Raw genomic sequence first — 25,605 nt, forward strand, 5'->3', positions numbered from 1 at the left:
CTGGGGTTAGGGGTTCAAGCTAGGTGGCTTATATCTGTAAATATTCATCAATAAGCCACATGCCACACCCAAGGTAAGCAAAGCGGTACCGCCATAGCTCATGAAGGGCAATGGCACACCCACGACAGGCAAAATGCCTGTAACCATACCGATGTTCACAAACACATAAACGAACATCATCATCGCAAGTGAACCCGCGACCAAACGCCCATAGGTATTATTGGCATGCGCGGCAATGCTTAGCCCACGAATAATCACCAAGGCATACAGCACCAGCAGCATAATGCCGCCGTATAAACCAAACTCTTCCGCAAACACCGCAAACACAAAGTCGGTAGTACGCTCAGGAATAAAGTCTAAGTGGGTCTGCGTGCCCATCATGTAGCCCTTACCATAGACACCACCCGAACCCACTGCGATCATAGACTGTATAGTGTGAAAGCCCTTTCCTAGGGGATCCATCCCCGGATTCAGTAACGTACACACCCGCCCTTTCTGGTATTCATGCAGCACCACCCAGTCAAAACCAGGTGCACATAAGGTGTCTTCGTAATACAAAATCAAGCCTAGACCCACAGTGATCACAACAGCAACGGGTATTAGCAACCAGAAAGACAAGCCAGCGAAATACATCACGCTGAAACCTACCGCAAACACCAGCAACGCAGTACCCAAGTCAGGCTGACGCACAATCAGCAAGAATGGAATGGCCAATAGAACACCTGCAATTAGCAGATCCATCAGCTTCATCTTGGCCCCTTGGTAATGATGGAAATACCACGCCAACATCAGTGGCACAGTGATTTTCAACATTTCAGAGGGCTGAATACGCGCCACACCTAAATCTAACCAACGTTTAGCACCTTTACTGGCTTCGCCATGAAACTCCACGCCTAGTAATAGCACAATAGAAAACGCATACACATACGGCGTAACACGCATAATCCATGGCAATGGCACCAACGCCACTATCCACATCACAAAGAACGCCACCACAAAATGCCTGGACTGGTCAGCAAAACGCCAATCAGTACTGCCTACGGCTGAATGCATCACCACTAAACCCAGTGTTCCCAACAGCAACAGCAGACACAGCAGTGGCCAATCGAAGATGGTGATTGCTCTTAATCCCCATTGCATCAAACGCTTCATGACTTCTTACGCTCCTCTAACCAGTAGTCGTACAGACGTCTGGCAATAGGAGCTGCTTGGGTAGCCCCCCAGCCTGCGTTTTCTACAATCAAAGCAATAGCGATTTCAGGATCATTAGCCGGCGCATAGGTCATGAACAAGGCATGATCTCGTAAACGTTCATCAATGGCCGAGGCTCTATATTTAGTACCACGCAAACTAAACACCTGCGCGGTACCTGTTTTACCCGCTGCCTGATACTTAGCACCGGCAAAAGCGCGTCTAGCCGTACCCGACTTAATCACATCTGCCAATGCATCTTTCACTACTTTGATGTGAGCAGGGTCTATAGGAATTTGATACGACGGCTCGCTAACCGCTAAGCTGCTTTCACCTGTTTCGGTATCTATCGTTTGACGTACCAAGTGTGGTTTGATGTACAGCCCGTCATTCGCCAAGGTAGACGTAGCCTGTGCCAACTGCAATAAGGTAAACGAGTTATAGCCTTGACCCACTGCGACAGAAATGGTTTCACCCGCATACCAACGCTGATCGGCAGGTTTCTTGTAGGCTTGGCGCTTCCATTCGCGTGACGGCAAAATGCCGCGACGCTCACCATCCAAGTCAATGCCCGTAATTTGTCCAAACCCAAACTGTTTACTGAAATCGTGCAGCGCATCGACGCCAATTTCTGGGCCTAGCGAGTAAAAATAGGTATCCGATGACACCACCAGTGCTCGGTGCATATTGGTGGGGCCATAAGCCGCATTACCAGCGTTACGGAAACGCTGACCGCCAAATTCGTAATAACCTGGGTCAGAGATACGGTCGTTAGCCCCTCGCTTATTCAATGCTAACGCCGCCAACGCCACAAATGGTTTATAGGTAGAACCGATGGGATACGTACCAAACAACGGGCGGTTAATTAATGGATGATCAGGCGACTCATTCAGTTTGCGCCAGCTTTCAACATCAATACCGTCTACAAACAAGTTCGGGTCAAACGACGGTGCCGATACAAAAGCCAACACCTCGCCTGTTTTGGGTTCTATGGCCACCAACGCGCCACGCCGTCCTTCAAAGAGTTTCTCAGCCTCACGCTGCAAACCAATGTCTATAGAAAGCTGTAAGTTTTGACCGGGTACAGGGTCTACGCGATTCAACACGCGCACAGGTCTACCTGACGCGGTAACCTCAACTTCTTCCAAGCCGGTTCTACCGTGCAGCTCTCTTTCCCACGACTTTTCAATGCCTTTCTTGCCTATGTTCAGCGTGCCACGGTAATTACCCAACTCGCCTGACTCATCTAAGCGCTGTTCATCGGCTTCAGAAATACGACCTACATAACCAATAACGTGGGCAGCCGATTCGCCCTGTGGGTACTCACGCACCCAACGGGCTTGCAAACTCACACCGGGAAATTTAAATGCATGCGACGCAAACCACGAGGCTTCTACTTCGTTGATGCTATTACGTAGCAAGATATCGCTATAGCGATTATTTTGTACCAAGGCTTGTTTGAAACGACGGCGATCCCGTTCGCTCAGGTAAACAATCTCACCCAAGCTATCCAATAGTTCGTCTACCGTACCCTCAATTTGGGCAGGGACTACGCTCAGGGTGTAGTCGCGATAATTACGCGCTAGCACCACTCCGTTTCTATCGGTAATCTCACCACGTCTAGGCGCAATAGGTACCACAGCAATGCGGTTACGGTCTGCTCTGGCGGCCAAACCCTCATAGCGGTCTACTTGCAAATACCACAGTCGCGCGCCCAACAACGCCAACAACCCCACCCCTAAAATGCCGGCAACCCAAGCACGTATTAAGGTACGTTGTTTATGTAGTCGGGAGGTTTTTTTGAACTCGAACATAGCAAGCTCTACCGTTATGCCGAACCATCATCCGCCTCATCCAACCTGCGATGTGGCAATAACAATAGAAAATCCGCCAAAGGCCACAGCACACCGGTTAACAGTGCAGCTAGCCCCCAAGACCACCCTGCCCATTCACCAGCAAACCAGGCATGCAAGAACTGCGGTATGGCACTTGCTATAAAGAACACCGGCAGCAAATACACCATCTGCGCAAACGCGCCAAACAGCAGTAAGCGTCTAGACAACACGATCACGCCATAACCTGCCAGCACATAAGCCATCGCATGTTCGCCTAAGAAACTGGAATCATGCGCATCCATCAACAAGCCCAGCATAAAGGCCATCAACATATTGACCTTTCGAGGCTCGTGCAGCGTCCAAAACGCTATAACCAGCATCAGGAAATCGGGTGCGTACTCCCAGTGCCGCCACGGCAGCATGGACAGTACCCAAACCAAAAACACCGAACCCCAGACCACCCAACCACTGGAGTCATTTTTAAAGGGTGAGGAATCTATAGGTCGCAGTGAGCTTAGAGACGAACCTTGGCGTGGTTCACGCCCTACTGGCTTATTCATCCACGTCCTCCTGCTCTAACGATTTTCTTTCGGACTCTTCTACCAACAGCACCAAAAAGTGTCGGTAACGTTCAGGGTAAGACAATGGTGTGCCTATAGCGACAGCAAACCCAGTTGCCACATCGCGGTCTACGCTATCTACGCGCGCCACAGGCAAGCCTGCCGGGAATAAACCGCCAATACCGCTAGTCACCAATACGTCGCCTACCTCTATATCCACATCAGAGCTTAAATAACGCACCTCAATGCGCGACCCTACTCCACCACCGAAAGCAATCAAACGTAGGCCACTACGTAGGATCTGTACTGGTATAGAAAGTTTGTCGTCAGTAATCAGGGCAGCTTCTGCGGTATACGGAGTAACACGCACAATCTGGCCTACTACGCCACCGTCATCAATGACGGGCATACCAGCTTGGATTCCGTGGGAAGATCCTTTATTGAAGACCAGACGTCTGTTGAAGGCGTTAGGAGGCTCATAAAGAACCTCTACCGCCACCGACGGCTGTGTCACAGCGTTTGCTACTTGCAGCAAACGACGTAGTTGTTCGTTCTCTACTGAGAGCTGCGCCGCATGTGTGGACAACTGCGCCAACTCTACACGCTGACGTTGTAGAGCTTCTTTTTCTGTGCGCACCAAAGCAGCTGAGTCTCGCCAACTACTCAGATAGGAAGCTAAATCACCGGGGGCCATCGCAGCCCGCTGGAAGGGGTACACAATCACGGACAACGCCCGACGAGCGGGTTCCAGCAATGAACTGCGCGCGTCTACTATCATCAGCGCCAATGCCAGAATCACAAAAATTGCTACTCGTACCTCTGCAGAGGGCCCACGCCTAAAAAGCCGAATCGAGCTTTGTTCTTGCATGCATGAACCGAACAGAAACCCGGCAAGTAGACCACCTGCCGGGTGAGACGATCATTAATCGTAAATAAACACCGCGCCTAGTTTTTCTAGGTGTTCCAGTGCTTCCCCACATCCACGTACTACACATGTCAGCGGGTCGTCTGCTACGACTACAGGTAAACCTGTTTCTTCTTGCAGCAAACGATCCAAATCGTGCACCAAAGCGCCACCACCAGTCAGGGCAATGCCTTTCTCGGTAATGTCAGCACCCAATTCTGGTGGAGTTTGCTCCAAACCAATTTTGACTGCCGAAACAATTTGATTCAAAGGATCAGTTAGTGCTTCCAGAATTTCGTTGGAAGACACTGTGAAACTACGTGGCACGCCTTCGGACAGGTTGCGCCCTTTAACCTCGATTTCACGAACCTCGGTACCTGGGAAAGCAGAACCAATTTCTTTCTTGATACGTTCAGCAGTAGGCTCGCCGATTAGCATGCCGTAGTTACGGCGAATGTAATTGATAATAGCTTCATCAAATTTATCGCCACCTACGCGTACCGAACCTTTGTACACCATACCGCCTAGGGAGATCACCGCTACTTCAGTAGTACCACCACCGATATCCACCACCATGGAACCACTTGCATCCGAGACGGCCAAGCCGGCCCCAATCGCTGCGGCCATTGGCTCTTCAATTAGGTACACCTGACTAGCACCAGCACCTAATGCTGATTCACGGATCGCGCGACGTTCAACCTGTGTAGAGCCGCAAGGCACACACACGATGATACGTGGACTAGGCGCAAACATGCTGCGAGGGTGCACCATACGGATGAACTGCTTAAGCATCTGTTCGGTAACCGTGAAATCGGCGATTACGCCGTCTTTCATGGGACGTATAGCTTCAATGTTGCCAGGTACTCGACCCAGCATCTGTTTAGCCTCGTGACCAACAGCTTGAATAATTTTTTTACCGTTAGGTCCGCCGTCATGGCGAATTGCGACGACGGAAGGCTCGTCCAGCACGATCCCTTTGCCCCTTACGTAAATAAGGGTGTTGGCCGTACCGAGATCGATTGCCATATCGCTTGAAAAGTAACTGCGTAGGAATCCGAACATGGGCGCGCTATAAGTTGAGAGTGGGAAACTAGTAGGTATGTACCGCGCCATTCGTCGCAGCATGCCAGCGCTATCAGCCCAAGGCACCGTGACGAACACACAAAATACCCTAAAGGATTAATGATAACGTATTATCGCCCGCCCATTTGACAGAATTAGGGGCTGATACGCCTATATTCATTACTAAATGTTTTTTTTTCGTACACAGATTAGGGATTCCCCCAAATCCTCCAGGATAGAATCCTGTCATAATACGAAAAATGTTAGAAAACTATCAGATTACACATGAATTCGGCACGTCCTCGCTCCTATCTACTGCAGCGCTTAGAAGAATCCCATCTAGAGGGAACAGCTTCCGAGCGTCGTATTGCAGGGCACATGCTGAACAATCTGGGTACCTTACCTTTTGAAACGTCTGCAAGCTTAGCTAAGAAGCTCGGGCTAAGCGAAATCACCGTTGGGCGTTTCTGTAGACAGTTAGGTTTCAAACATCTTAAAGACTTGAAACAAAATTTGCGTGACGACTTGGGCAATAGCCCTTGGTTAGAGGGCGAACGTATGCAAGATTTTCTTGCTCGCCGCACTGACGCTGCTCCGCATGATTACGCGCGTAGCCTAGAACTTAGCATTGCTGCTCAAGTTCGAGTCTATGAGCTTACCCGCGCCCCCTCCTGGAGCACTATCACTCAACGTCTGGCTCATAAACCTGAAGTGTTGATTGCAGGCTTTCAAACTGAGCGCGGTGTAGCCGCTAGCATGGCCCATTTGTTGCAATATATACGCCCTGGCGTACAAATCGTGGATAATGCTGCTGGTCACTTTAGTGAAGCCTTGCTCACGAATCCAGACAATGCAACACTTATTGTTTTTGACGCACGCCGTTACTCTTCCCATGCTTTATTGCTATGCCAAAAAGCACGTGAAAGAGGCCTTCACGTCACGCTAGTCACCGACCCCTTTTGCGATTGGGCCGATGCAAATGCCGACGAGGTTCTGCGTGTTCCTACCGAGATAGACCTATTCTGGGAGTGCACAGCACCCATGTTGGTGCTGGCCCATTTACTGGTCAATGAGGTTTTTGTACTGCTGGAGAGCCAGGCGGAGCAACGTCTGAATCAGATTGCCAGCCTGAATCATGAGTTCGTCGGTTACACATCGTTCGATCTGAACTCCTCGCCTAACTAACTCCCGTGCGCCAGACGCACCCACTTACACACTGGAGTCCTTCATCATGAAACTCTCGCTTAAAGCTCTTTGCCTTGCTGGCGCCTTAACCGCATTCTCAGCACAAGCTCAAGAAACTATTCGTATTGGTATTGAAGGCGCATACCCTCCGTTTAACGCAGTAGACGCTTCTGGCAAGTTGTACGGTTTTGACGTAGATATCGCCAATGCCATGTGCGACAAGATGCAAGTAAAGTGTGAGTTGGTTGCGCAAGACTGGGACGGTATTATTCCTGCCCTACTCGCCAAGAAATTTGATGCTGTAGTGTCTTCGATGGTGGAAACCGAAGAGCGTTTACAGCACGTAGCTTTCAGCGAGCCCTACTACTACACCGTGCTATCTGTTGCCGTACCAGTAGATTCTGATATTACTGACACATCAGCTGAAGCCATGAAGGACAGCGTTGTGGGTGCACAATCTGCGTCTACCCAAGGCATGTACGCAGAAGATGTATACGGCAAAGCAGGTTCTGACGTGCGTTTGTACCCTACACCGGATGAAGCAGGCGCTGACCTGATCAACGGTAGGCTAGATGCGATGGTTCACGATAAATTCCCATTGCTGGAATGGCTGGAAAAAAATAGCGAAGGCTGCTGCAAACTGTTAGGTGATTTGCCTGGCACAGAAGGCAAAACCAGCGTAGCTCTGCGTAAAGGCGAAGATGAGTTGCGCGAACGCTTTAATAAAGCCATCGACGACATTCGCGCTGACGGCACCTATCAAGAGATTTCCCAGCGCTACTTTGGCATGGACATTTTCCGCGTTCAATAAGCAAGACGGACTTTTCACATGCTTGATCTGCTAAGCCTGCTTTCCTTTGGGCAGGGGGGCTGGGGCGGTGCACTCTTAATGGGTGCACTGGTTACCATTTCCCTGACTCTGTGCTGTATTCCTTTTGGCCTGCCCTTAGGCCTGCTGGTTGCAGTTGGCACCCGCTCTCGCCGACGCTTGCCGCGTGCGGCAGCAACTGTGTTCTCTACCGTATTTCGCGGACTGCCTGAGCTGTTGACCCTCTTATTGGTGTACTACGGTGCACAAATGGGGATTCAAAACATTCTAGAACGCTTAGGATACGAAACTGAATTTCACATCAATGCCTTTGCAGCTGCAGTGTTTGCATTCAGTTTAGTATTAGCTGCTTTTTCCAGTGAAGTCTGGCGTGGTGCGTTTAAAACTATCCCCAAAGGCCAACTAGAAGCCGCTCGCGCATTAGGTTTATCTAAGCGCACTACCTTCTTGCGCATTACGCTGCCCCAGTTAATGCGCGTTGCGCTGCCTGGCCTATCCAATAACTGGCTCACCCTGCTTAAAGATTCCTCATTGGTATCCAGCATTGCCTTGGTTGATCTTATGCGTCAAACCAACTTGGCTGTCACTGCCACCAAAGAACCTATTTTGTTCTACAGCACCGCCTGCGTACTTTATCTAATCTTGTCGGCATTGTCTGGCGTTGTGTTTAACCGTGCCGAGCGCTATTTCGGCCGCCACCATCAAGAGGCACGGTCATGAACGAAACTGTCTTTAACATACTGTCCTCCTTTTTAGATGCGAGCCTGCTAGAACGTTATGGCATGCGCATGTTGGATGGTCTGTGGGTAACCATCAAACTGGTTGCTTTCTCGTATACGCTAGGCATGGTTTTGGGCTTGCTTCTAGCGTTAGGGCGCTTGAATAAAAACCCGCTGCTGCAATACAGTTGTCGCGGCTATATTTATTTCTTCAGAGGTTCTCCTCTGTTGGCACAGCTATTTTTGCTGTACTACGGTTTGGGCTCGCTGACAGCCTTCTGGAAAGACGTAGGTTTGTGGTGGTTCTTCCGCGATGCTTGGTATTGTGCCCTCTTGGCGTTCACGCTAAACACGGCTGCCTATCAAGCGGAAATTTTCCGTGGCAGTTTGCAAGCTATACCTAAAGGTCAGTTTGAAGCCTGCCGTGCGTTGGGCTTAAAGCGCTGGACTGCCATGCGCAAAGTCATTTTGCCGCAGTCTACCCTCGTGGCCATTGGCCCTCTGGGTAACGAGTTAATCCTCATGATCAAAGCCAGTGCGATTGCATCCTTGGTGACTGTTTATGATGTGATGGGCGTAGCCAAACTCGCGTTCTCGCGCAGCTTTAACTTCGAGGTGTACCTCTGGGCTGCCGTACTGTACTTAATTATTGTGGAAATCATCCGTAGGCTCCTGCGTCGCATAGAGTCTCATTTGTCACGCCACATTCTGCACGAATCATGAGCAACACTCTCTCTACCTCAGCGCTAGATGTGCTGGTGCTGGGCGCCGGCATTCTGGGCGTAAGCACCGCACTGCATCTACAACAACGTGGGTTGCGTGTAGGCTTGATCGATAAACAAGCGCCAGGCCAAGGCACTAGCTTTGGTAATGCAGGGCTAATTGAACGTGCCAGCGTCATCCCTTACGCATTTCCACATAGCCCTGCTGCATTACTGCGCTACGCAGGCAATAGTCAGCCTGATGTGCGCTTTCAATGGAAAGCCTTACCTGCATTAGCCCCTTGGTTATTCCGTTATTGGAAAGAGTCATCTCCCAAGCGTCTAGCGTTTGCTGCGAATGACATGCTGCCCTTGATTGAGCGCTGTATTACCGAGCACGCACCGTTTATCCGTGACTCTAATCAGCAGCATCGTATTAGCGAGAAAGGCTGGATTGATATTTACCGCGACCAACAAGCTTTTGCGAGTGCAGCGGTACAAGCCAAACGTCTAAGCCAACAATATGGTCTGCAAGTCCAAGTATTGAACGCCACAGCCATGCGCAGCAGTGAGCCTGCATTGGCCACCACACACAACTTGGTGGGAGGCATACATTGGCTAGATCCATGGACAGTTTCCTCACCTGGCGCATTAGTACAAGGCTATGCCGAACTGTTCACCCAACGCGGTGGCAGCTTCATACAAGACCACGTGCATGCTTTAGCGCAGCAAGATTCTGTATGGGCGGCAACCACTACCCAAGGTGCTATCAGTGCCAAACAAGTTGTGATTGCACTGGGCCCCGACGCCACACCACTGTGCCAATCGCTAGGCTACCGTATTCCTTTGGTGCACAAACGCGGCTATCACCTGCACTTCACACCTAGTGACGACACTCCTGCACCAGAACATCCATTGTGTGACTCCCAAGCGGGTTTTGTACTGGCCTCTATGGAGCAAGGAGTACGTCTGACTACTGGTGTAGAACTGGCTAGCCCTGATGCAGCGCCAAACCCTGTGCAGTTGCGCGAAGCTGAACGTATCGCTCGCCAGTACTGGCCATTAGGCAATGCTGTAGAAGCCGAACCGTGGATGGGTAGACGTCCTTGCACACCAGATATGCGCCCCATTATCGGCCCTGCACCACATCACACTGGTTTGTGGTTTAACTTCGGTCATGCCCATCACGGCCTCACACTAGGCCCAGCCTCTGGCCGTCTGTTGGCTGAAATGATGACTGGCGAAATTCCATTCACCGACCCTGCCCCTTATTCCGCCCAACGTTTTATCTCTCCCCGGAACTGATACTCATGTCGCAACTTCTTGACGCCCAGCCTACGGATAACGCTCCAGCCTCTATCAGCAATAATCCGACGGTGATACAGATACAAGGGCTGAACAAATGGTATGGCGAATACCATGCTCTACGAGATATCAATCTGGAAGTACGCCAAGGCGAACGTATTGTGTTGTGCGGCCCATCCGGTTCAGGTAAGTCCACACTAATCCGTTGTATTAACCAGTTAGAAGCCGCTGAAAAAGGCAGCATTCTGATTGATGGCGTAAACGTGATGCAGCAAAACGCACAAAGCGTACAAACACTGCGTAATGTAGGGATGGTGTTTCAGCACTTCAACCTGTTTCCGCATATGTCGGTACTAGAAAATTGCACCTTGGCACCCATGAGTGTTAAAGGCTTAAATCGTGCTCAAGCCGAGGCCGAAGCGCGTAAGCTGCTGGAAAAAGTAGGCATGTCCAGCCACGCTGAAAAATACCCCACACAATTGTCTGGTGGTCAGCAACAACGTGTGGCGATCGCCCGTACCCTGTGCATGGATCCAAAAATTATTTTGTTTGATGAACCCACCGCTGCACTGGACCCTGAAATGGTCAAAGAAGTGCTAGACGTGATGGTCAAACTAGCTAGCAGTGGCATCACCATGCTGTGCGTTACGCATGAAATGGGCTTTGCTAAACAGATGGCTGAACGTGTGCTGTTTATGGATCAAGGTAGCATTTTGGAAAACTGCAGCCCTGCAGAATTCTTTGCGGCTCCTAAAACAGAACGTGCTCGCAACTTCTTGCAGCAAATCCTGTAAAACACCTTTTTCATCTAGCAACACACCCTCTGCTGGATAGCGCAAACTCAGCCCCTTATAATGGGGCTAGCAGTGCGGCCGTGCGTATTAGCATTAGCCGCGCTAAAATACGGAATTCCCGTCATTTGACTGCTTGGCTGGTTGCGTGAACGTTGCAACTGCCGGGCAGATATCATCCATACTCCGGAATCACTATGGCAATCTCTCAGCAGGATGTCGCTCGCATCGCACAATTGGCGCACATTGAACTCTCGCCGGAGCAGACAAACCAGGCTACTCAGGACTTCGAACAGATTATTGGACTTATCGGCAGCTTGAAAGCTGTTGATACCACAGGTGTAGAGCCTATGGCCCACCCGCTTGAAGCCATCCAAGAAATCGCCCTGCGTCTGCGCCCCGATCAGGCCGCGCCCACTGCCACTGAAACAGAACGCGCTGACCTCATGGTTAATGCGCCCGCGCAAGATAACGGCCTGTTCCTCGTGCCCACTGTCATCGAGTAATCCATCATGTCCCTACTCACCCAATATACTTCCCTACAACGTCTGGGCACGGCGTTGCGTGACAAAACATTTAGCGCACGCGAGTTGGCCCAAGATACGTTGCAACGTATTGCGCAACAACCAGAACTCAATGCATTCCTGCATGTAGATACAGACCTGACATTGCAGCAGGCTGATGCCGCTGATGTCTTGTTGGCACGTGGTAATGCAACAGCTCTGACTGGTATTCCTATTGCACACAAAGATGTGTTTGTGACACGTCACTGGCGCACTACGGCAGGTAGCAAAATGCTGGCGAACTACGTCAGCCCATTTGATGCCACTATCGTAGAAAAAATCCAGCACGCTGGTGCGGTGAACTTAGGTAAGCTGAACTGCGACGAGTTTGCTATGGGCTCTGATAGCCGCAACTCCGCATTCGGCGCTATCCAAAACCCATGGAATAAGCTGCACTCCCCTGGTGGTTCTTCTGGCGCATCCGCAGCCGTTGTAGCCGCTGGTTTAGCATTGGCTGCTACAGGTTCTGATACCGGTGGTTCTATTCGCCAACCTTCCGCTTGGTGCGGTGTAAGCGGCATTAAGCCTACCTATGGCACAGTATCTCGCTTCGGTATGATTGCCTACGGCTCCAGCTTGGACCAAGCAGGCCCTATCGCTCGTCACGCCAGCGACTTGGTTGAACTGCTGTGCACCATGAGCGGTTTCGACGAACGCGACCCTACCAGCCTGCAAGATTGCCACGGCAAAGCCAACACTGGCGAACGCGTGCGCGACGACTACAAACAATGGAATGAGCGCTTTGCTGAACAAGGCACCAAACCATTGGCTGGCCTGCGTATTGGTTTGCCCCGTGAATACTTCACTAGCGACCTGAATCCTGAAATCGCACGTCACATTGACGCCGCTATTCAGCATTTTGAAAAACTGGGCGCTACCCGTGTAGATATCTCGCTGCCACTGACTCGCGAAGCCATCCCTGCGTACTACATCATCAGTCCAGCAGAAGCCTCCAGCAATCTGTCTCGCTTTGATGGCGTACGTTTTGGCCACCGCAGCGCGTCGTACAGCAACTTGGAAGAAATGATCAGCCGCTCACGTGCTGAAGCATTCGGTGGCGAAGTTATTCGTCGTATCTTGGTAGGTACTTACGTGCTGTCCGAAGGTTACTACGATGCGTACTACCTGCAAGCACAACGAGTACGTCGCATGATTGCTGACGACTTGCAGAAAGCCTTCGCTAGCTGCGACGTGATCATGGGCCCTGTTTCCCCTACCTTGGCAACGTCGTTGGACAGCACCAGTGCTGATCCTACCGCCAACTGGTTGGCTGACATTTACACGCTGGGTATTAGCTTGGCCGGTTTGCCTGCCATGTCCATCCCTTGCGGCTTCAGCAACGATGCCCGCCCACTGCCAGTAGGCCTACAGATTGTAGGTAACTACTTCAACGAAGGCCAAATTCTGGCTCTCGCTTCGCTGTATCAGCAAGATACTGACTGGCACCAACGACAACCGGAAGCAGAATAATGGAATGGGAAATTGTTATAGGGCTGGAAATCCATACCCAGCTTTCGACTGAGTCAAAAATCTTTTCGTCCAGCAGCACACGCTTTGGCGCGGCTCCTAACACACAAGCCAGCGCTGTAGATATGGCGTTGCCTGGTACGCTGCCGGTGTTTAACGCTGCGGCCGCCGACAAAGCAATTTGCTTCGGCTTGGCAGTGGGCGCGCACATTGCACCTAAGTCTGTTTTTGACCGTAAAAACTACTTCTACCCTGACTTGCCCAAAAACTACCAGATCAGTCAATTTGGTCTGCCTGTAGTGCAAGGCGGTACGCTGAGCTTCTTTGTAGGCGAGAAAGAGCATACTGTTAACCTAACACGTGCTCACTTGGAAGAAGACGCAGGTAAATCTCTGCACGAAAACTTCACCGGTCCGTACGGCGAATCTTCCACTGGTATAGACTTGAACCGTGCTGGTACGCCGCTGCTGGAAATCGTGTCTGAGCCAGAAATGCGCTCTGCCGCTGAAGCCGTCGCCTACGCCCGCGCCATGCACAGCTTGGTTGTGTGGTTGGGAATTTGTGATGGCAACATGCAGGAAGGCTCTTTCCGTGTGGACGTGAACGTGTCTGTACGTCCTAAAGGCCAAGAAGAATTCGGTACACGTTGTGAGTTGAAAAACATCAACTCTTTCCGCTTCATGGAACGTGCGATTCACTACGAAGTACGCCGACAAATCGAACTGATTGAAGACGGCGGCAAAGTGATTCAGGAAACACGTCTGTACGATGCAGACCGTGACGAAACACGTAGCATGCGCTCCAAAGAGAACGCTAACGACTACCGTTACTTCCCAGACCCAGATCTGCCACCTCTGTTTATCTCGGCTGAGAAAATCGAAGCTGTGCGTCAACAGATGCCAGAACTGCCAGCCACTAAACGTGCTCGCTACGAAGCTGAACTGCAATTAAGCGCCTACGATGCTGCTCAGTTGACTGCTAGCCGTAGTACTGCCGATTACTTTGAAGCGGTTGCTGCTCTGGTGGGCGCTGCGAATGCTAAGTTGGCAGCTAACTGGATTAGCGGTGAACTAGCTGCTGCACTGAATCGTGAAGAGCTGGATATCAGCAACGCTAAAGTAACGCCTGAGCAGTTATCTAAACTGTTGCTGCGCATTGCTGACAGCACCATTTCCAACAAGATTGCGCGCGATGTATTCCAAGCAATGTGGGAAGGTGATCACGGCGCTGACGCTGATGCCATCATTGATGCCAAAGGCTTGAAACAGATCAATGACTCTGGCGCGATTGAAGCCATGATTGACGAAGTGATTGCTGCTAACCCAGATATCGTGGAGCAATTCCGCGCTGGTAAAGACAAAGCGTTTAACTCGTTGATTGGTCAAGTCATGAAAGTTGCCAAAGGCAAAGCCAACCCAGGTCAGGTGTCCAGCATTCTTAAAGCCAAACTAGGCTAAGAATTCTGTTCTTTCTGAGCACAAAAATGGCCGGATAATCCGGCCATTTTTATTGGGGTCTGACAATCGTATTCATCGCACTCGCCGAGGAACTGCAGGAAAGCTTTTTTGTGATTTGTACACCAAATCAAAAAAGCTTCCTCTCCGTTCCCCTGATGGGTCTGAGTATTGCTAGATTTACTGCCCTTTCTTTAGCAGCAATGTTTTCTGCTGCGGAAATACTTTCGCGACCTTACGCGTTTACACCATAACGAGCACGGTATGCTGCTACTGATTCACGATGAGCAGCCAATTCTGCATTGCCATCCAAGAAAGACATAATGTCGCTTAACGACGCAATGCTTACTACAGGAATACCGTAGCGTTGTTCTACTTCTTGCACTGCAGAGTGTGCAGACAAAGCGTCATCGGCACCAGCGCGTTCCATGCGATCCAAAGCGATCAACACGGCTGCTGGTTCTGCACCTGCCGCACGAATGATGTCTACAGATTCACGTACCGATGTACCGGCGGTGATCACGTCATCGATAATCACCACTTTGCCTTGCAACGGCGCACCTACCAAGGTACCGCCTTCGCCGTGGTCTTTGGCTTCTTTGCGGTTAAACGCAAAGGGGATATCACGGCCTTGCAAAGCAGGGTGTGCGGCCAATGCGCAGGTAGTCGCTGTTGCCAGCGGAATACCTTTGTAAGCCGGCCCAAACAGCATGTCGAAAGACAAACCGGAATCTACCAAAGCCTGTGCATAGAACTGCGCCAATTTCGCTACAGAAGCGCCGGTATTGAACAGCCCTGCGTTAAAAAAGTAGGGGCTCAAACGGCCAGACTTCACTTTGAATTCGCCAAAGCGCAAAACGCCCTGTTCCAGAGCAAACTGAACAAATTCTCGACGTTGTGACACTGCGTCAACCATAAAACGAACCTTTTAGCGCGTAAAAAGTCCTATTATTTCATACTATGTGCTGAACTTCCTGTCTGGCGTTGCCCATTCAGCTTGAATCCCACACATTGTTTTTCTGTTTCTGGTGAGTATTTCATGCGTCTGCCCGTTTATTACATTTCCCATGGTGGTGGCCCTTGGCCTTGGATACGTGAGGTTGAAGCCTCGTATGCTCCCCTGCGCACTGCGCTAGCAGATATCCCCCGCCAACTTGGTAATCAAAAACCCAGTGCTATTTTGATGGTGTCTGCGCACTGGGAAAGTGCCCACGGCTTTACTGTACAAGGCCATCCTAACCCCAGCATGCTGTACGACTATTACGGTTTTCCAGCACACACCTACGACGTACGTTATGCCGCCCCCGGTAAACCGGAGCTTGCTGAGCGCGTCAAAGAACTGCTGGCAGAACATCAGCTAGAAGCACACATAGACGCTGAGCGCGGCTTTGATCACGGTGCCTTCGTACCTGCCTACTGTATTTATCCTGATGCGTCGGTACCCATGGTGCAATTATCTATTCACCAGCATTATGATCCTGCCCTGCACATACAGTTGGGCAAAGCAATTGAGCGCCTGCGCGATGAAAACGTACTGATCATCTGTAGTGGCTTGAGCTACCACAACCTGCGCCATCTAGGCCCTAGCGGTCGTGAGCCTTCTGCACAGTTTGATGCATGGCTAGAAAAAACGCTGCTGCAAGACTCTCCTGAACAACGCATTCCCGCCATGCTGAATTGGGAAAAAGCGCCCTCTGCGCGTATTGCTCATGCACGCGAAGATCACTTGGTACCGTTGTTTGTTGCTGTTGGTGCTGCCGAGCACGACGCAGTGCACAGATTTCACTACCAGCAAGATGCCTTTGGCGGCATTACGGTATCCAGCTACCGCTTTGATGCGCCATAAGCCAAGCATTTCCCCATGCTCTGAGGGCTTTCTGGTCAGCAGAGTATGGGGCAGATAAAATAGCGGCTACATGCAGATCGCAAGGGAGAATTGAGCGTTGTTAAAAGTTACGAGTTTGAACCTGAACGGCATTCGTGCTGCCTTTAGAAAAGAGCTACCTGCCTGGTTAAAGAGCTATGCTCCCGACATGGTAGCGATGCAAGAGGTTCGCATCCAAGACCAAGACCTAACCGCCGCCATGCGTCACCCAGAAGGCTACACCGGTCACTTCAACCTGGCTGAGCGTAAAGGCTACAGTGGTGTGGGTTTTTACCTCAATAGCCCAGCAGAAAAAGTATGTGAGGGCATGGGCTGTGATGAGTTTGACCCAGAAGGCCGTGTGATTCGTGCTGATTTCAGCAACATGAGCTTGGTCAGTGCCTACCTGCCCTCTGGTACCAGTGGGGATATTCGCCAAGACGCCAAATACCGCTTCCTAGAGACTTTTGAGGCATGGATGAATGCCTTGATGAAGGAACGCACTGAAACAGGTCGTGAGTTCATTATCTGTGGCGACTGGAACATTGCGCACCAAGAGATTGACCTGAAAAACTGGAGAGGCAATCAAAAAAACTCCGGCTTCTTGCCTGAAGAACGCGCTTGGATGACCAAGGTGCTAAGCGAAATGGGCTGGGTAGATGTGTACCGTAGCCTGCATCCTGACACCACCGCCGAATGCTACACATGGTGGAGCAACCGTGGCCAAGCATGGGCCAATAACGTTGGGTGGAGGATCGATTACCAAATCGCAACGCCCGGCATCGCTGCTGCTGCACGCCATGCTGAGGTTTATAAAGCTGAGCGCTTTAGTGATCATGCTCCGCTGACCATTCAGTATGAGTGGACGCTGTAAAACGTAGACGACTGTATTCATCGCACGCGCTGAGGAACTGCAGGAATACTTTTTGTGATTTGTACACCAAATCAAAAAAGTTTCCTCTCCGTCCCTCTGGTTGGTCTGAGTGTGGGTAGGTTTACAGCCCTTTCTTTTGGGTTATTGCACAACTTGATCCAATTGGGACGCAGGTGTTAGATACGTCTATCTGTCAGTTGTAGCATCAGAAAATGCCGCTTAGTTTTTTGATGAGAGCAGCAAGTGCCGAAATGATCAGCCCACAGAATAAGCCGACATCTTCAGAAATGGGTGAGCACGCCCCTTTTATCTGTCACAAAAGTACGCACTCATCTCAACGGCTACCACACTGAAACCGTAGCAAGCGATGAAGGGAAAACGGAGGAAAGTGTTTTTTTATTTGGTGGTTAAATTAAAAAATACTTTTCGCAGTGCTAGCTAATACAAACAGTCGTTGAGCTGAGTGATGGCACTGCCACCACCGCCGAAAGGCTACAGCATGCAAAGGCTGCGTCTAAAGCAATTAACGTCATGATCATTCACCATCCCTATGGCCTGCATCCATGCATAGGTAATGGTAGGCCCGACGAACTTAAAGCCTTTGGCTTTTAACGCTTTAGAGATTTGTTCAGATAAGGGGCTGCTTGCTAGCCTCGTCACGCCATCGTTCACCAGCGTTTTACCGTCGGTAAATGACCAGCAAAAGTCGCTGAAACTTTCACCCTTACTTTTCATATCTTCGTAGATTTGTGCGCCTTTAATGGTGGCTACAATTTTGGCTCGTGAACGAATGATGCCGGGGTTAGCCATTAAGCGCTCTATGTCCGCTTCGGTATAACGCGCCACTTTGGCTGGGTCGAAATTATCAAAAGCCAGCCTAAAGGCTTCGCGCTTACGCAGTACGGTGATCCACGCTAAACCTGCTTGAAAGCCTTCTAACATTAAGCATTCCCACAATTCGCGGGAATCACGCATGAGAACGCCCCATTCCTCATCGTGATACTGCTCCATTAACGCGTCGCTTTCGGCCCAGCCGCAGCGTGTGTGTACTCGTATTGTCTGTGTTGTACTCATTATGTCAGTCCACATTATGCTGCTAGCTGTTAACGGCCTACTACGCGTCTATGCTTAGGAAAACATCTTGATGAAGCCCGTAATCACTAGAGCGTTCACAAAGTCTACAAACAATGAACCTACTAACGGAATCACAAAGAAGGCTTTAGGGGATGGGCCGTTTTTGCTGGTGAAGGCTTGCATGTTAGCCACCGCATTAGGCGTAGCACCCATACCGAAACCACAATGACCTACAGAAATGGTTACCGCATCGTAGTCGCGACCCATCACACGGAAGGTCACATAATAGGCAAACGCTGCCATCAAAATAGTTTGCGCCACCAAGATTACCAACAATGGGCCCGCAACGTCGACCAACTCCCACAGCTTCATATCCATCAGCGCCATGGTTAAGAAGAAGGCCAGTGACACTTCACCTATCACCCCCACTTCGTGCTCTGGGCAACGCAGCTTACGCAAGTCGATTATGTTACGCATCACTGCTGCCACTAACATCCCACCCAGATAACCTGGCAACACTATTTCTTTGCTTGCAAGGTAGTCAGTAATAGTGACCCCAATACCCATAGCAATGGCCAACAGCACTACGGTATGCATGATGGTGCCCATCAAGTATTGTTTGCTGTCTTTTTTGCCTTTCTGGGGAGCGGCATCTTGGGTGTCATCCGTTTCGAACTCGGACACCTCTGTGTGTGCACGCCCTTTGATTTTGTAGCGCTGCATCAATCGGCGCCCCAACGGACCGCCAATCAAACACCCGAACACTAGCCCCCATGTAGAAGCTGCCATTGCCGCTGGCAACGCTCCCGTGACACCCAAACCTTCCAAAATAGGGCCGAACGCACCAGATGTGCCGTGCCCACCAGTCATGGAAATAGAGCCTGCCGCTAGGCCTAATAATGGATCTGCACCCATAGCTCCTGCTAAGCCTACGCCTACAATATTCTGCAAGACTACCAATACGACCACTACGGCTAGGAAAATCAGTACTGCTATACCACCTTTTTTCAGTAGTTCTAAACTGGCCGAGAACCCAATGGTGGTAAAGAACACCACCATAAAGAACTCGCGTATGCTTTTAGATAGCGTAATCTCAAAAGCCCCTGTCTGATGTCCTATCAAAATCAAGATAGAAAACAGCAAACCACCAATAATAGGACTGGGGATAAAGTACTTACCTAATACAGCCACACGGCTTTTGATGAGTTCACCCACCACCATGAATACGGCAGCTAAGCCAACGGTTTGGGGAATATTCAACTGAATAGCGGTTAGGTCCATAGGTGTTCCCTACTAGCAAAATCGTGCTTGTTTTGTATGTATAGATGGCTGTAGCACTATGCTACTGCGTGCTACAGCAGGCCTACTGAGCGGGCAATAAATGCAGCTATATATTCAGGCTGATTTAAGTCTAACAAGGGTAACGGACACTGCGTCAACTCTGCCACATCAGTTGCCACTGCGACCACACCTTGATTCTCAGCATAGACAGGGGCAATGCCCCTAGACGGACGGTGTACTTCTAAACGGGGGATATCGGCTTGCCTGTAGCCCTCTACCAACACCAGATCTACTGTTCCCAAACGTTCTACGAGTTGCTGTAACGTTGGCTCGTCTTGCCCATGTAACGAGTGAAACAGCGCGTACTGATAAGGTGATGCGACAATCACCTCTCTGGCGCCAGCCGTGCGAAACCTGGCGCTATCTTTATGGGGAGGTTCAAAACTTAATTGATGATGGCTGTGTTTGATCACAGCCACCTCTATGTTGCGCTCTACGAACCAAGGTAGCATGGCTTCGACTAGGGTAGTTTTACCGCTACCCGAGCGACCGATAATGCCAAATACCCGGCTCAGATCTGTCATAGATTAACGGTCGCGTTTGACCGCGAACGCGCAAAAATCAATTAAGGTTTGTTTAAAGTCAGAGGCTGGGAATGCTTGGATCGCATTCAACGCCAACTGCACTTCTGCATCAGCGGCATCACGTGTGTAAGCCAAAGCATCGGTGTTATGGATAGCACGAGCTACAGCTTCAAAATCACCATCGCCATTTTCAATAGCTTGCTTGATCAGTTGCTGCTCTTCTTCCGTACCCACTTCCATCACACGAATCAATGGCAGCGTAGGCTTACCTTCGCGCAAATCATCGCCCACGTTTTTACCCAATGCAGCCACATCACCGCTGTAATCCAGTACGTCATCAATTAACTGGAATGCGGTACCAATATGGCGGCCATAGGCAGCAGCGGCTTCTTCTAGCTCATCGCTAGCACCGGCCAAAATCGCACCGACTTGAGCAGCGGCTTCAAACAGCTTCGCTGTTTTGTAGCGCACAACTTGCAGGTAACGTTCCCTAGACACATCGGGATCGTGCACGTTCAATAATTGCAGCACTTCGCCTTCGGCAATAATCGTGGTGGCACCAGACAGCACCGACATGGCGCGCATAGAGCCGCATTCCACCATCATTTCAAACGAACGCGAATATAAATAATCGCCTACCAATACACTGGCAGCATTACCGAATACAGCGTTGGCAGTACTACGGCCACGACGCATATCGGACTCATCAACCACATCATCGTGCAACAGCGTAGCCGTGTGGATGAACTCAACCACTGCAGCTAACACATGGTGAAACCTGCCTTCGTAGCCCAACGCTTTAGCTACCAGCAAGAGCATTGCCGGACGCATACGCTTACCACCAGCACCGACGATGTATTCCCCTATAGTACGAATAAGGACAACTTCCGAATTAAGACGCCCGCGAATGACTGCGTCCAGTTCGCGCATATCATCGGCTATAGGGCTCATCAGATCTGGGAGACTCAAGACAAATTTCCGAATGGTAAAAAGTTGATACACATCGCGCAACAGCTTGCGCAAAACACCTAATTATACGGGTTTGTCTATATTTCGCAGCGTCTACTTACTATCTTTCTGACTTCTAACCGTTTTTTACCAACTCTGAACTCTCGCGACAGCACGCCATCGCTACCTGAGCACAGGGTGTGTAGGGAAAGAACAGCACCTTTTAGTCATACTCATTTTTTTAGCGATAATAGATCTTTTACTACGTACTTTTGGAGACTTCTTTTGAGTACGCCCGACCTGAGCAACCTGATCCAACGTGCTGAACGCGTCCTGGCTCAACTTGAAGCCTGGCTGCCTCCAGCTCCCCCCGAAACAGACTGGAATGCCTATGCATTTCGCTGGCGCAAGCAAGGCTCTAGAGGCTGGTTAGATTCTGTACACAATATTGCGGCAATCCAACCCGATAACTTGCACCACATTGAGCGTCAAAAAGAAGCACTTGAGCGCAACACCCTGCATTTCCTAGCAGGTAAACCTGCCAACAACGTGCTGATGACCGGCGCGCGCGGTACCGGTAAAAGCTCACTTGTAAAAGCCATGCTGTGCAGCTTGGCCGACAAAGGTCTGCGCCTGATTGAAGTAGACCGTGACGACATGGGCGACTTGGGCGACATCATTGATCTGATCAGTGGACGTCCTGAACGTTTCATCATTTTCTGCGATGACTTGTCGTTTGAAGATGGCGAACCCGGCTACAAAGTATTGAAATCCGTGTTGGATGGCTCTGTGGCCTCCCCCGGTGACAACGTACTGATTTACGCTACCTCGAATCGCCGTCACCTGATTCCTGAGTACATGAGCGAGAATCTGCAAGCTAAGCCACACTCTGATGGTGAGATCCACCCCGGTGAAGCAGTAGAAGAAAAAATCTCCCTCTCTGAGCGTTTTGGTCTGTGGCTGTCGTTCTACCCGTTTAGCCAAGACAAATATCTGGATATCGTGAACCACTGGCTACAACAAGCTGGCTGCACACCAGAGCAAATCGAAGAATCCCGTACTGAAGCCTTGCAATGGGCATTGCACCGTGGCTCACGCTCCGGTCGTGTTGCACGTCAATTCGCACGTGATTGGGCAGCGCGCTATGTCTAAGCCTCGTATTCACGCAGCAGTAGGCCTTATTTTGCGTGAGGACGGTAAAGTACTGTTTGGCAAACGCCCCGAAGACAAACCGTGGCCCGGTTATTGGGAACTGCCCGGTGGCAAAGTAGAAGCTGGCGAAACCGTGTCACAAGCACTACGCCGTGAGCTCAAAGAAGAGCTGGATATTGATGTAACGCATTCCACACCTTGGATAGAGTACGTACATGAATATCCCAAAAACATCGTCCGTCTCTCTTTTTATAAAGTAGATGCGTGGAACGGCGAAGAAAAAGGCGTGGAAGGCCAAGAACTCGCGTGGCTCACACCAGGCTGGCCATTATCTGTAGACCCTGTACTGCCTGCTGCTGAGCCACCTATGCGCTGGTTGAGCCTGCCTAACCGCTATTTGCTCAGTCACATAGACGACGCTGCACACACCGATGCTTGGCTAGAACGTTTGGAAACCGCTCTGGAAGATGGCATTCAACTGGTGCAATTCCGTGAACCAGCTTGGGAACAACTCGCTGCTGCTGATGCAGAAGAGCGAGACCTGTTGCATCAAGCGTGGTTAGCGACTCGTGAACTGTGCTGGAAATACGGTGCCCGCTGTTTGATCAATAGCGTACACCCTAAAGACTGGTGGTCTGAAGGCGACGGCGTACAACTGCGCGCCAACGATGCTCAGCACTGGGCAGCACAAGCGCAAGCAGGTCTTAAAGCCGATACGGCTCATGCTGATCCTGTACTGGGGCTACCTGAGAAAGCACTGGTAGGCGTTTCAGCGCATAACAAGGCTGATCTGGAAGCCGCCATACAACTCAATGCTAGCTTTATCGTCGTTGGCCATGTGCTACCTACCCCCTCCCACCCTGGTGAAGAAGGCTTAGGCTGGGCAGGCTTCCAAGAGTTGGCATGGCAAGCGGGTAGACCTGTATTTGCTATAGGTGGCCAATCCAACGCAACGTTGGCAGAAGCCACTGAGCATGGGGCGCACGGCATTGCCGGGATACGCCACATCGGGCACAACGCATGACTGATCAGGTAACCATTTCAGAACGTGATGGTCTACGTTACCTGCACCTGGGTAGCCCCTGGGTGCAGGGCGTTATGCGCGTAAAGAACCCCGACCAGCTGGAGCTTACCTATATCCAGCAAATGATGATGTGGACGTTATTTCAAGACAACCCCACACATATTGTGCAGTTAGGGTTAGGCGCAGCCAGTTTGACCCGTTTTTGTCATCAGCATTATTCATCCGCACACGTAACGGCAGTAGAACTCAATGCAGAGGTTATACACACCTGCAGACTGCTGTTCGACCTGCCTGAAGACGGCCCAAACTTGACTGTGCTGCAACGCTGCGCTTACCGCTACGTAGAAGAAACCCCTGACCACAGCATTGATGTGCTGCAAGTAGACTTGTACAGTGCTGACGCGCAAGAGCCTGCCTGCGAAGGTGAAGACTTCTACGCCAACTGCGCGCGCTGCCTGCGTGATGACGGCATACTCACGGTGAATATTTTGGGCAACCCCTCTGTTCATGGCCGCCACATACAGCAACTGCAAGATACCTTTGCCGCCGTAGCATGGCTACCCGAATCGCATGATGGCAACTTGATTGCCATTGCATTCAAAAACGCACCGGAAATAGAGTTTGAACAGCTCTACCAAAAAGCCGCCATACTGGAAGCCCGTTTGGGCCTGCCTGCAGGCGACTGGGTAGATGACTTAGTAGACTGGATGCAAGGCGATTAGTTTTGCACCGGTGACTGCTGCAATACCGGAGGCTGGTTCAGGCTAGTAGCATCCCAGCCTCCACCCAACGCGGCAATTAACTGCACCGCAGCGATGTAATGATCGGCTTGCATAGAAATAGTACTGCGCTCAGTGCTTAATGTACTGGTTTCTACTTGCGCCAAACTCAAGAAATCTACCATGCCCGCCGCATACTGATTACGCATTAAGGTCAGGGATTCTCGGGCTGCATCCAGAGCACGTTGCTGTGTCTGCATTTCTGCCGATAAACCTTGCCATTGCACCAAGCCATCTTCTACCTCTTTGATAGCATCCAGAATCGTTTGTCTGTATGACGCTGCTTGCGCATCGTAAGCAGCACGCGCATCGTCTACCCGTGCAGAACGCGCACCACCATCAAAAATTTGCAAAGCTAATGCAGGACCTAGACTCCAAAATCTCGCCGGTGCAGTAAACCAATCAGACCACTCACTGGCTCGGTAGCCGCCTTGAGCACTTAAGGTTAAGTCTGGCAACCAAGCTGCTTGCGCCACCCCAATTTTGGCATTCGCCGCCATCATTTGCCGTTCAGCTGACGCCACATCAGGCCTACGCTCTAGCAACTGCACTGGCACTGCTGCAGGCATGCTAGGCAAGGTTGGCCAACCCTCCAACGTTAAGGTTTGCATAGCGGCAGGCGTTACCCCCAACAACACAGCCATGGCGTTATGCAATTGCCCTTGCTGCCTATTCAACGATAAGCGCTGAGTACGTGCATTTTCTAATTGTGCTTGTGCCGACGCCACATCACTACGCGATGACATACCCGCTTCGTAGCGGTTTTGAGTGATTTGCAAAACCCGCTCATACGTCGCAATAGTTTGGTCTAACAACTGCTGTGACACCCACACATTTTTGGCTTGGAAATAACTTTGCGCCAACGTAGAAGCCAAGCTTAATTGCGTCGCTGCAATATCTGCCTGACTGGCTTGTAGCGATGCCTCGGCTGCTTCATTAGAGCGACGTACCTTACCCCAGATATCCGGTTCCCACCCTGCAGTGAGGCTCATGGAATAACTGTCGCTCGCACTAGGCGTGCTTGAGCCCGAACCACTAGGCGTGCTTGAGCCCGAACCACTACGCGTGTAACTGCCAGAGCTATTTAACGTGGGGTAGAACTCGGCGCGTGCACTACCTAGTGCTGCCAAAGCCTGCCTATAACGCGCCTCAGATTGCTCTAAGCTTGCGTTATGCGCCAGCATCTTTTCCATCAACTCTGAAAGCAAAGGGTCGTTAAAAGCAGCCCACCACTTCACCACACCAATTTGTGCATCTGCAGGTTGCGCCAATAACCATCCCGGATTATCGCTAGCCTGTGCTGCTTGGGTAGCCTCATTTTTGAAGTTCACACCCACATCCAACTCTGGACGCTGATAGTCAGGTCCTATGGCACACCCTGCAATCAACGCACTACATGCCACGCCCACCGCACGCTTGCTCCATAGCAAGGAGACAGCAGAACTCATGAGAAAACGAG

The 25,605-nt window shown here is 50.7% G+C and carries 25 protein-coding genes; 14 read left to right on the forward strand and 11 right to left on the reverse strand.

Annotated elements, in window-relative coordinates:
• Positions 1-6: 6 nt before the first annotated feature.
• The 5 genes from rodA to ACLO87_RS11670 are packed head-to-tail and all read right to left on the reverse strand — an operon-like array spanning position 7 to position 5,552.
• Positions 7-1,152: a rod shape-determining protein RodA gene (gene rodA, locus ACLO87_RS11650; RefSeq protein WP_430223793.1), complete on the reverse strand. Its 1,146-nt coding sequence runs from the start codon at positions 1,150-1,152 to the stop codon at positions 7-9.
• Entirely contained in the window at positions 1,149-3,005 is a 1,857-nt protein-coding gene (gene mrdA / locus ACLO87_RS11655; RefSeq protein ID WP_430223794.1) for a penicillin-binding protein 2, read from the reverse strand. The genes rodA and mrdA overlap by 4 nt, the downstream gene beginning before the upstream one ends.
• A gap of 14 nt (positions 3,006-3,019) precedes the next feature.
• The gene (gene mreD, locus ACLO87_RS11660; protein ID WP_135863821.1) at positions 3,020-3,586 is read right to left on the reverse strand and encodes a rod shape-determining protein MreD; all 567 of its coding nucleotides are present in this window, start codon (positions 3,584-3,586) and stop codon (positions 3,020-3,022) included.
• Positions 3,579-4,454: a rod shape-determining protein MreC gene (gene mreC, locus ACLO87_RS11665; protein WP_135863819.1), complete on the reverse strand. Its 876-nt coding sequence runs from the start codon at positions 4,452-4,454 to the stop codon at positions 3,579-3,581. The genes mreD and mreC overlap by 8 nt, the downstream gene beginning before the upstream one ends.
• A 54-nt stretch (positions 4,455-4,508) precedes the next feature.
• Entirely contained in the window at positions 4,509-5,552 is a 1,044-nt protein-coding gene (locus ACLO87_RS11670; RefSeq protein WP_135863817.1) for a rod shape-determining protein, read from the reverse strand.
• Positions 5,553-5,837: 285 nt separating this feature from the next.
• On the opposite strand from ACLO87_RS11670, the gene ACLO87_RS11675 reads away from it, so the two are divergent.
• The 9 genes from ACLO87_RS11675 (at position 5,838) to gatB (ending at position 14,569) form a co-directional block, all read left to right on the forward strand.
• Positions 5,838-6,737, forward strand: a complete 900-nt coding sequence (locus tag ACLO87_RS11675; protein ID WP_135863815.1) for a MurR/RpiR family transcriptional regulator — start codon at positions 5,838-5,840, stop codon at positions 6,735-6,737.
• 46 nt (positions 6,738-6,783) lie between these two features.
• Positions 6,784-7,548, forward strand: coding sequence for an ABC transporter substrate-binding protein (locus tag ACLO87_RS11680; RefSeq protein ID WP_135863813.1), 765 nt, complete (start codon positions 6,784-6,786; stop codon positions 7,546-7,548).
• Between the two features lie 18 nt (positions 7,549-7,566).
• Positions 7,567-8,286 (forward strand): ABC transporter permease, encoded by a 720-nt coding sequence (locus tag ACLO87_RS11685; RefSeq protein WP_135863811.1) that lies wholly within the window; start codon positions 7,567-7,569, stop codon positions 8,284-8,286.
• A complete protein-coding gene (locus tag ACLO87_RS11690; RefSeq protein ID WP_135863809.1) occupies positions 8,283-9,008 on the forward strand; it encodes an ABC transporter permease in 726 nt (241 codons plus the stop codon). Before ACLO87_RS11685 ends, ACLO87_RS11690 begins: the two co-directional genes overlap by 4 nt.
• A complete protein-coding gene (locus ACLO87_RS11695; RefSeq protein WP_430223795.1) occupies positions 9,005-10,291 on the forward strand; it encodes an NAD(P)/FAD-dependent oxidoreductase in 1,287 nt (428 codons plus the stop codon). Before ACLO87_RS11690 ends, ACLO87_RS11695 begins: the two co-directional genes overlap by 4 nt.
• A 5-nt stretch (positions 10,292-10,296) precedes the next feature.
• Positions 10,297-11,085: an amino acid ABC transporter ATP-binding protein gene (locus tag ACLO87_RS11700; protein WP_168246835.1), complete on the forward strand. Its 789-nt coding sequence runs from the start codon at positions 10,297-10,299 to the stop codon at positions 11,083-11,085.
• A 194-nt stretch (positions 11,086-11,279) separates the two neighbouring features.
• A complete protein-coding gene (gene gatC / locus ACLO87_RS11705; protein ID WP_135863806.1) occupies positions 11,280-11,588 on the forward strand; it encodes an Asp-tRNA(Asn)/Glu-tRNA(Gln) amidotransferase subunit GatC in 309 nt (102 codons plus the stop codon).
• 6 nt (positions 11,589-11,594) lie between these two features.
• A complete protein-coding gene (gene gatA, locus ACLO87_RS11710; protein ID WP_430223796.1) occupies positions 11,595-13,115 on the forward strand; it encodes an Asp-tRNA(Asn)/Glu-tRNA(Gln) amidotransferase subunit GatA in 1,521 nt (506 codons plus the stop codon).
• Positions 13,115-14,569, forward strand: a complete 1,455-nt coding sequence (gene gatB, locus ACLO87_RS11715; protein WP_135866628.1) for an Asp-tRNA(Asn)/Glu-tRNA(Gln) amidotransferase subunit GatB — start codon at positions 13,115-13,117, stop codon at positions 14,567-14,569. Before gatA ends, gatB begins: the two co-directional genes overlap by 1 nt.
• Positions 14,570-14,801: 232 nt before the next feature.
• Here the strand turns inward: gatB and pyrE are convergent, their stop codons facing one another.
• Positions 14,802-15,482, reverse strand: coding sequence for an orotate phosphoribosyltransferase (pyrE, locus tag ACLO87_RS11720; RefSeq protein WP_135866630.1), 681 nt, complete (start codon positions 15,480-15,482; stop codon positions 14,802-14,804).
• A 123-nt stretch (positions 15,483-15,605) separates the two neighbouring features.
• Between pyrE and ACLO87_RS11725 the strand changes: the two genes are divergently transcribed.
• Positions 15,606-16,412, forward strand: a complete 807-nt coding sequence (locus ACLO87_RS11725; RefSeq protein WP_430223797.1) for a DODA-type extradiol aromatic ring-opening family dioxygenase — start codon at positions 15,606-15,608, stop codon at positions 16,410-16,412.
• A 97-nt stretch (positions 16,413-16,509) separates the two neighbouring features.
• Positions 16,510-17,304, forward strand: a complete 795-nt coding sequence (locus tag ACLO87_RS11730; RefSeq protein ID WP_430223798.1) for an exodeoxyribonuclease III — start codon at positions 16,510-16,512, stop codon at positions 17,302-17,304.
• A 492-nt stretch (positions 17,305-17,796) separates the two neighbouring features.
• Here the strand turns inward: ACLO87_RS11730 and ACLO87_RS11735 are convergent, their stop codons facing one another.
• The 4 genes from ACLO87_RS11735 to ispB form a co-directional block, all read right to left on the reverse strand.
• Positions 17,797-18,378, reverse strand: a complete 582-nt coding sequence (locus tag ACLO87_RS11735; protein WP_430223799.1) for a DNA-3-methyladenine glycosylase I — start codon at positions 18,376-18,378, stop codon at positions 17,797-17,799.
• Positions 18,379-18,432: 54 nt separating this feature from the next.
• Entirely contained in the window at positions 18,433-19,659 is a 1,227-nt protein-coding gene (gene gltS, locus ACLO87_RS11740; RefSeq protein WP_430223800.1) for a sodium/glutamate symporter, read from the reverse strand.
• Positions 19,660-19,730: 71 nt separating this feature from the next.
• Positions 19,731-20,243: a molybdopterin-guanine dinucleotide biosynthesis protein B gene (mobB, locus tag ACLO87_RS11745; RefSeq protein ID WP_430223801.1), complete on the reverse strand. Its 513-nt coding sequence runs from the start codon at positions 20,241-20,243 to the stop codon at positions 19,731-19,733.
• A gap of 3 nt (positions 20,244-20,246) precedes the next feature.
• A complete protein-coding gene (gene ispB, locus ACLO87_RS11750; protein WP_135864634.1) occupies positions 20,247-21,212 on the reverse strand; it encodes an octaprenyl diphosphate synthase in 966 nt (321 codons plus the stop codon).
• Positions 21,213-21,476: 264 nt separating this feature from the next.
• Between ispB and ACLO87_RS11755 the strand changes: the two genes are divergently transcribed.
• From ACLO87_RS11755 to ACLO87_RS11765, 3 genes are read left to right on the forward strand one after another with little or no spacing between them, the layout of a single operon-like run.
• Positions 21,477-22,343, forward strand: coding sequence for an ATP-binding protein (locus tag ACLO87_RS11755; RefSeq protein ID WP_430223802.1), 867 nt, complete (start codon positions 21,477-21,479; stop codon positions 22,341-22,343).
• Positions 22,336-23,367 (forward strand): Nudix family hydrolase, encoded by a 1,032-nt coding sequence (locus tag ACLO87_RS11760; protein WP_430223803.1) that lies wholly within the window; start codon positions 22,336-22,338, stop codon positions 23,365-23,367. Before ACLO87_RS11755 ends, ACLO87_RS11760 begins: the two co-directional genes overlap by 8 nt.
• Positions 23,364-24,089: a spermine/spermidine synthase domain-containing protein gene (locus ACLO87_RS11765; protein ID WP_430223804.1), complete on the forward strand. Its 726-nt coding sequence runs from the start codon at positions 23,364-23,366 to the stop codon at positions 24,087-24,089. The genes ACLO87_RS11760 and ACLO87_RS11765 overlap by 4 nt, the downstream gene beginning before the upstream one ends.
• Here ACLO87_RS11765 and ACLO87_RS11770 read toward each other — a convergent pair.
• Positions 24,086-25,594 (reverse strand): efflux transporter outer membrane subunit, encoded by a 1,509-nt coding sequence (locus tag ACLO87_RS11770; protein WP_430223805.1) that lies wholly within the window; start codon positions 25,592-25,594, stop codon positions 24,086-24,088. The genes ACLO87_RS11765 and ACLO87_RS11770 overlap by 4 nt on opposite strands.
• Positions 25,595-25,605 lie beyond the last annotated feature (11 nt).

The sequence above is a fragment of the Paenalcaligenes sp. Me52 genome, assembly GCF_050487965.1.
Taxonomy (GTDB): domain Bacteria; phylum Pseudomonadota; class Gammaproteobacteria; order Burkholderiales; family Burkholderiaceae_B; genus Paenalcaligenes.

Bases quoted from the DNA above. Each gene is read 5' to 3' on its own strand.
- ACLO87_RS11700 (WP_168246835.1), top strand. From the start codon at position 10,297: ATGTCGCAACTTCTTGACGCCCAGCCTACGGATAACGCTCCAGCCTCT.
- ACLO87_RS11675 (WP_135863815.1), top strand. From the start codon at position 5,838: ATGAATTCGGCACGTCCTCGCTCCTATCTACTGCAGCGCTTAGAAGAA.
- pyrE (WP_135866630.1), bottom strand. From the start codon at position 15,482: ATGGTTGACGCAGTGTCACAACGTCGAGAATTTGTTCAGTTTGCTCTG.
- ACLO87_RS11690 (WP_135863809.1), top strand. From the start codon at position 8,283: ATGAACGAAACTGTCTTTAACATACTGTCCTCCTTTTTAGATGCGAGC.
- ACLO87_RS11685 (WP_135863811.1), top strand. From the start codon at position 7,567: ATGCTTGATCTGCTAAGCCTGCTTTCCTTTGGGCAGGGGGGCTGGGGC.
- ACLO87_RS11760 (WP_430223803.1), top strand. From the start codon at position 22,336: ATGTCTAAGCCTCGTATTCACGCAGCAGTAGGCCTTATTTTGCGTGAG.
- rodA (WP_430223793.1), bottom strand. From the start codon at position 1,152: ATGAAGCGTTTGATGCAATGGGGATTAAGAGCAATCACCATCTTCGAT.
- gltS (WP_430223800.1), bottom strand. From the start codon at position 19,659: ATGGACCTAACCGCTATTCAGTTGAATATTCCCCAAACCGTTGGCTTA.
- mreC (WP_135863819.1), bottom strand. From the start codon at position 4,454: ATGCAAGAACAAAGCTCGATTCGGCTTTTTAGGCGTGGGCCCTCTGCA.
- gatC (WP_135863806.1), top strand. From the start codon at position 11,280: ATGGCAATCTCTCAGCAGGATGTCGCTCGCATCGCACAATTGGCGCAC.
- ACLO87_RS11670 (WP_135863817.1), bottom strand. From the start codon at position 5,552: ATGTTCGGATTCCTACGCAGTTACTTTTCAAGCGATATGGCAATCGAT.
- ACLO87_RS11725 (WP_430223797.1), top strand. From the start codon at position 15,606: ATGCGTCTGCCCGTTTATTACATTTCCCATGGTGGTGGCCCTTGGCCT.
- ACLO87_RS11695 (WP_430223795.1), top strand. From the start codon at position 9,005: ATGAGCAACACTCTCTCTACCTCAGCGCTAGATGTGCTGGTGCTGGGC.
- gatA (WP_430223796.1), top strand. From the start codon at position 11,595: ATGTCCCTACTCACCCAATATACTTCCCTACAACGTCTGGGCACGGCG.
- mrdA (WP_430223794.1), bottom strand. From the start codon at position 3,005: ATGTTCGAGTTCAAAAAAACCTCCCGACTACATAAACAACGTACCTTA.
- ACLO87_RS11770 (WP_430223805.1), bottom strand. From the start codon at position 25,594: ATGAGTTCTGCTGTCTCCTTGCTATGGAGCAAGCGTGCGGTGGGCGTG.
- gatB (WP_135866628.1), top strand. From the start codon at position 13,115: ATGGAATGGGAAATTGTTATAGGGCTGGAAATCCATACCCAGCTTTCG.
- ACLO87_RS11735 (WP_430223799.1), bottom strand. From the start codon at position 18,378: ATGAGTACAACACAGACAATACGAGTACACACACGCTGCGGCTGGGCC.
- ACLO87_RS11765 (WP_430223804.1), top strand. From the start codon at position 23,364: ATGACTGATCAGGTAACCATTTCAGAACGTGATGGTCTACGTTACCTG.
- mobB (WP_430223801.1), bottom strand. From the start codon at position 20,243: ATGACAGATCTGAGCCGGGTATTTGGCATTATCGGTCGCTCGGGTAGC.
- ACLO87_RS11680 (WP_135863813.1), top strand. From the start codon at position 6,784: ATGAAACTCTCGCTTAAAGCTCTTTGCCTTGCTGGCGCCTTAACCGCA.
- mreD (WP_135863821.1), bottom strand. From the start codon at position 3,586: ATGAATAAGCCAGTAGGGCGTGAACCACGCCAAGGTTCGTCTCTAAGC.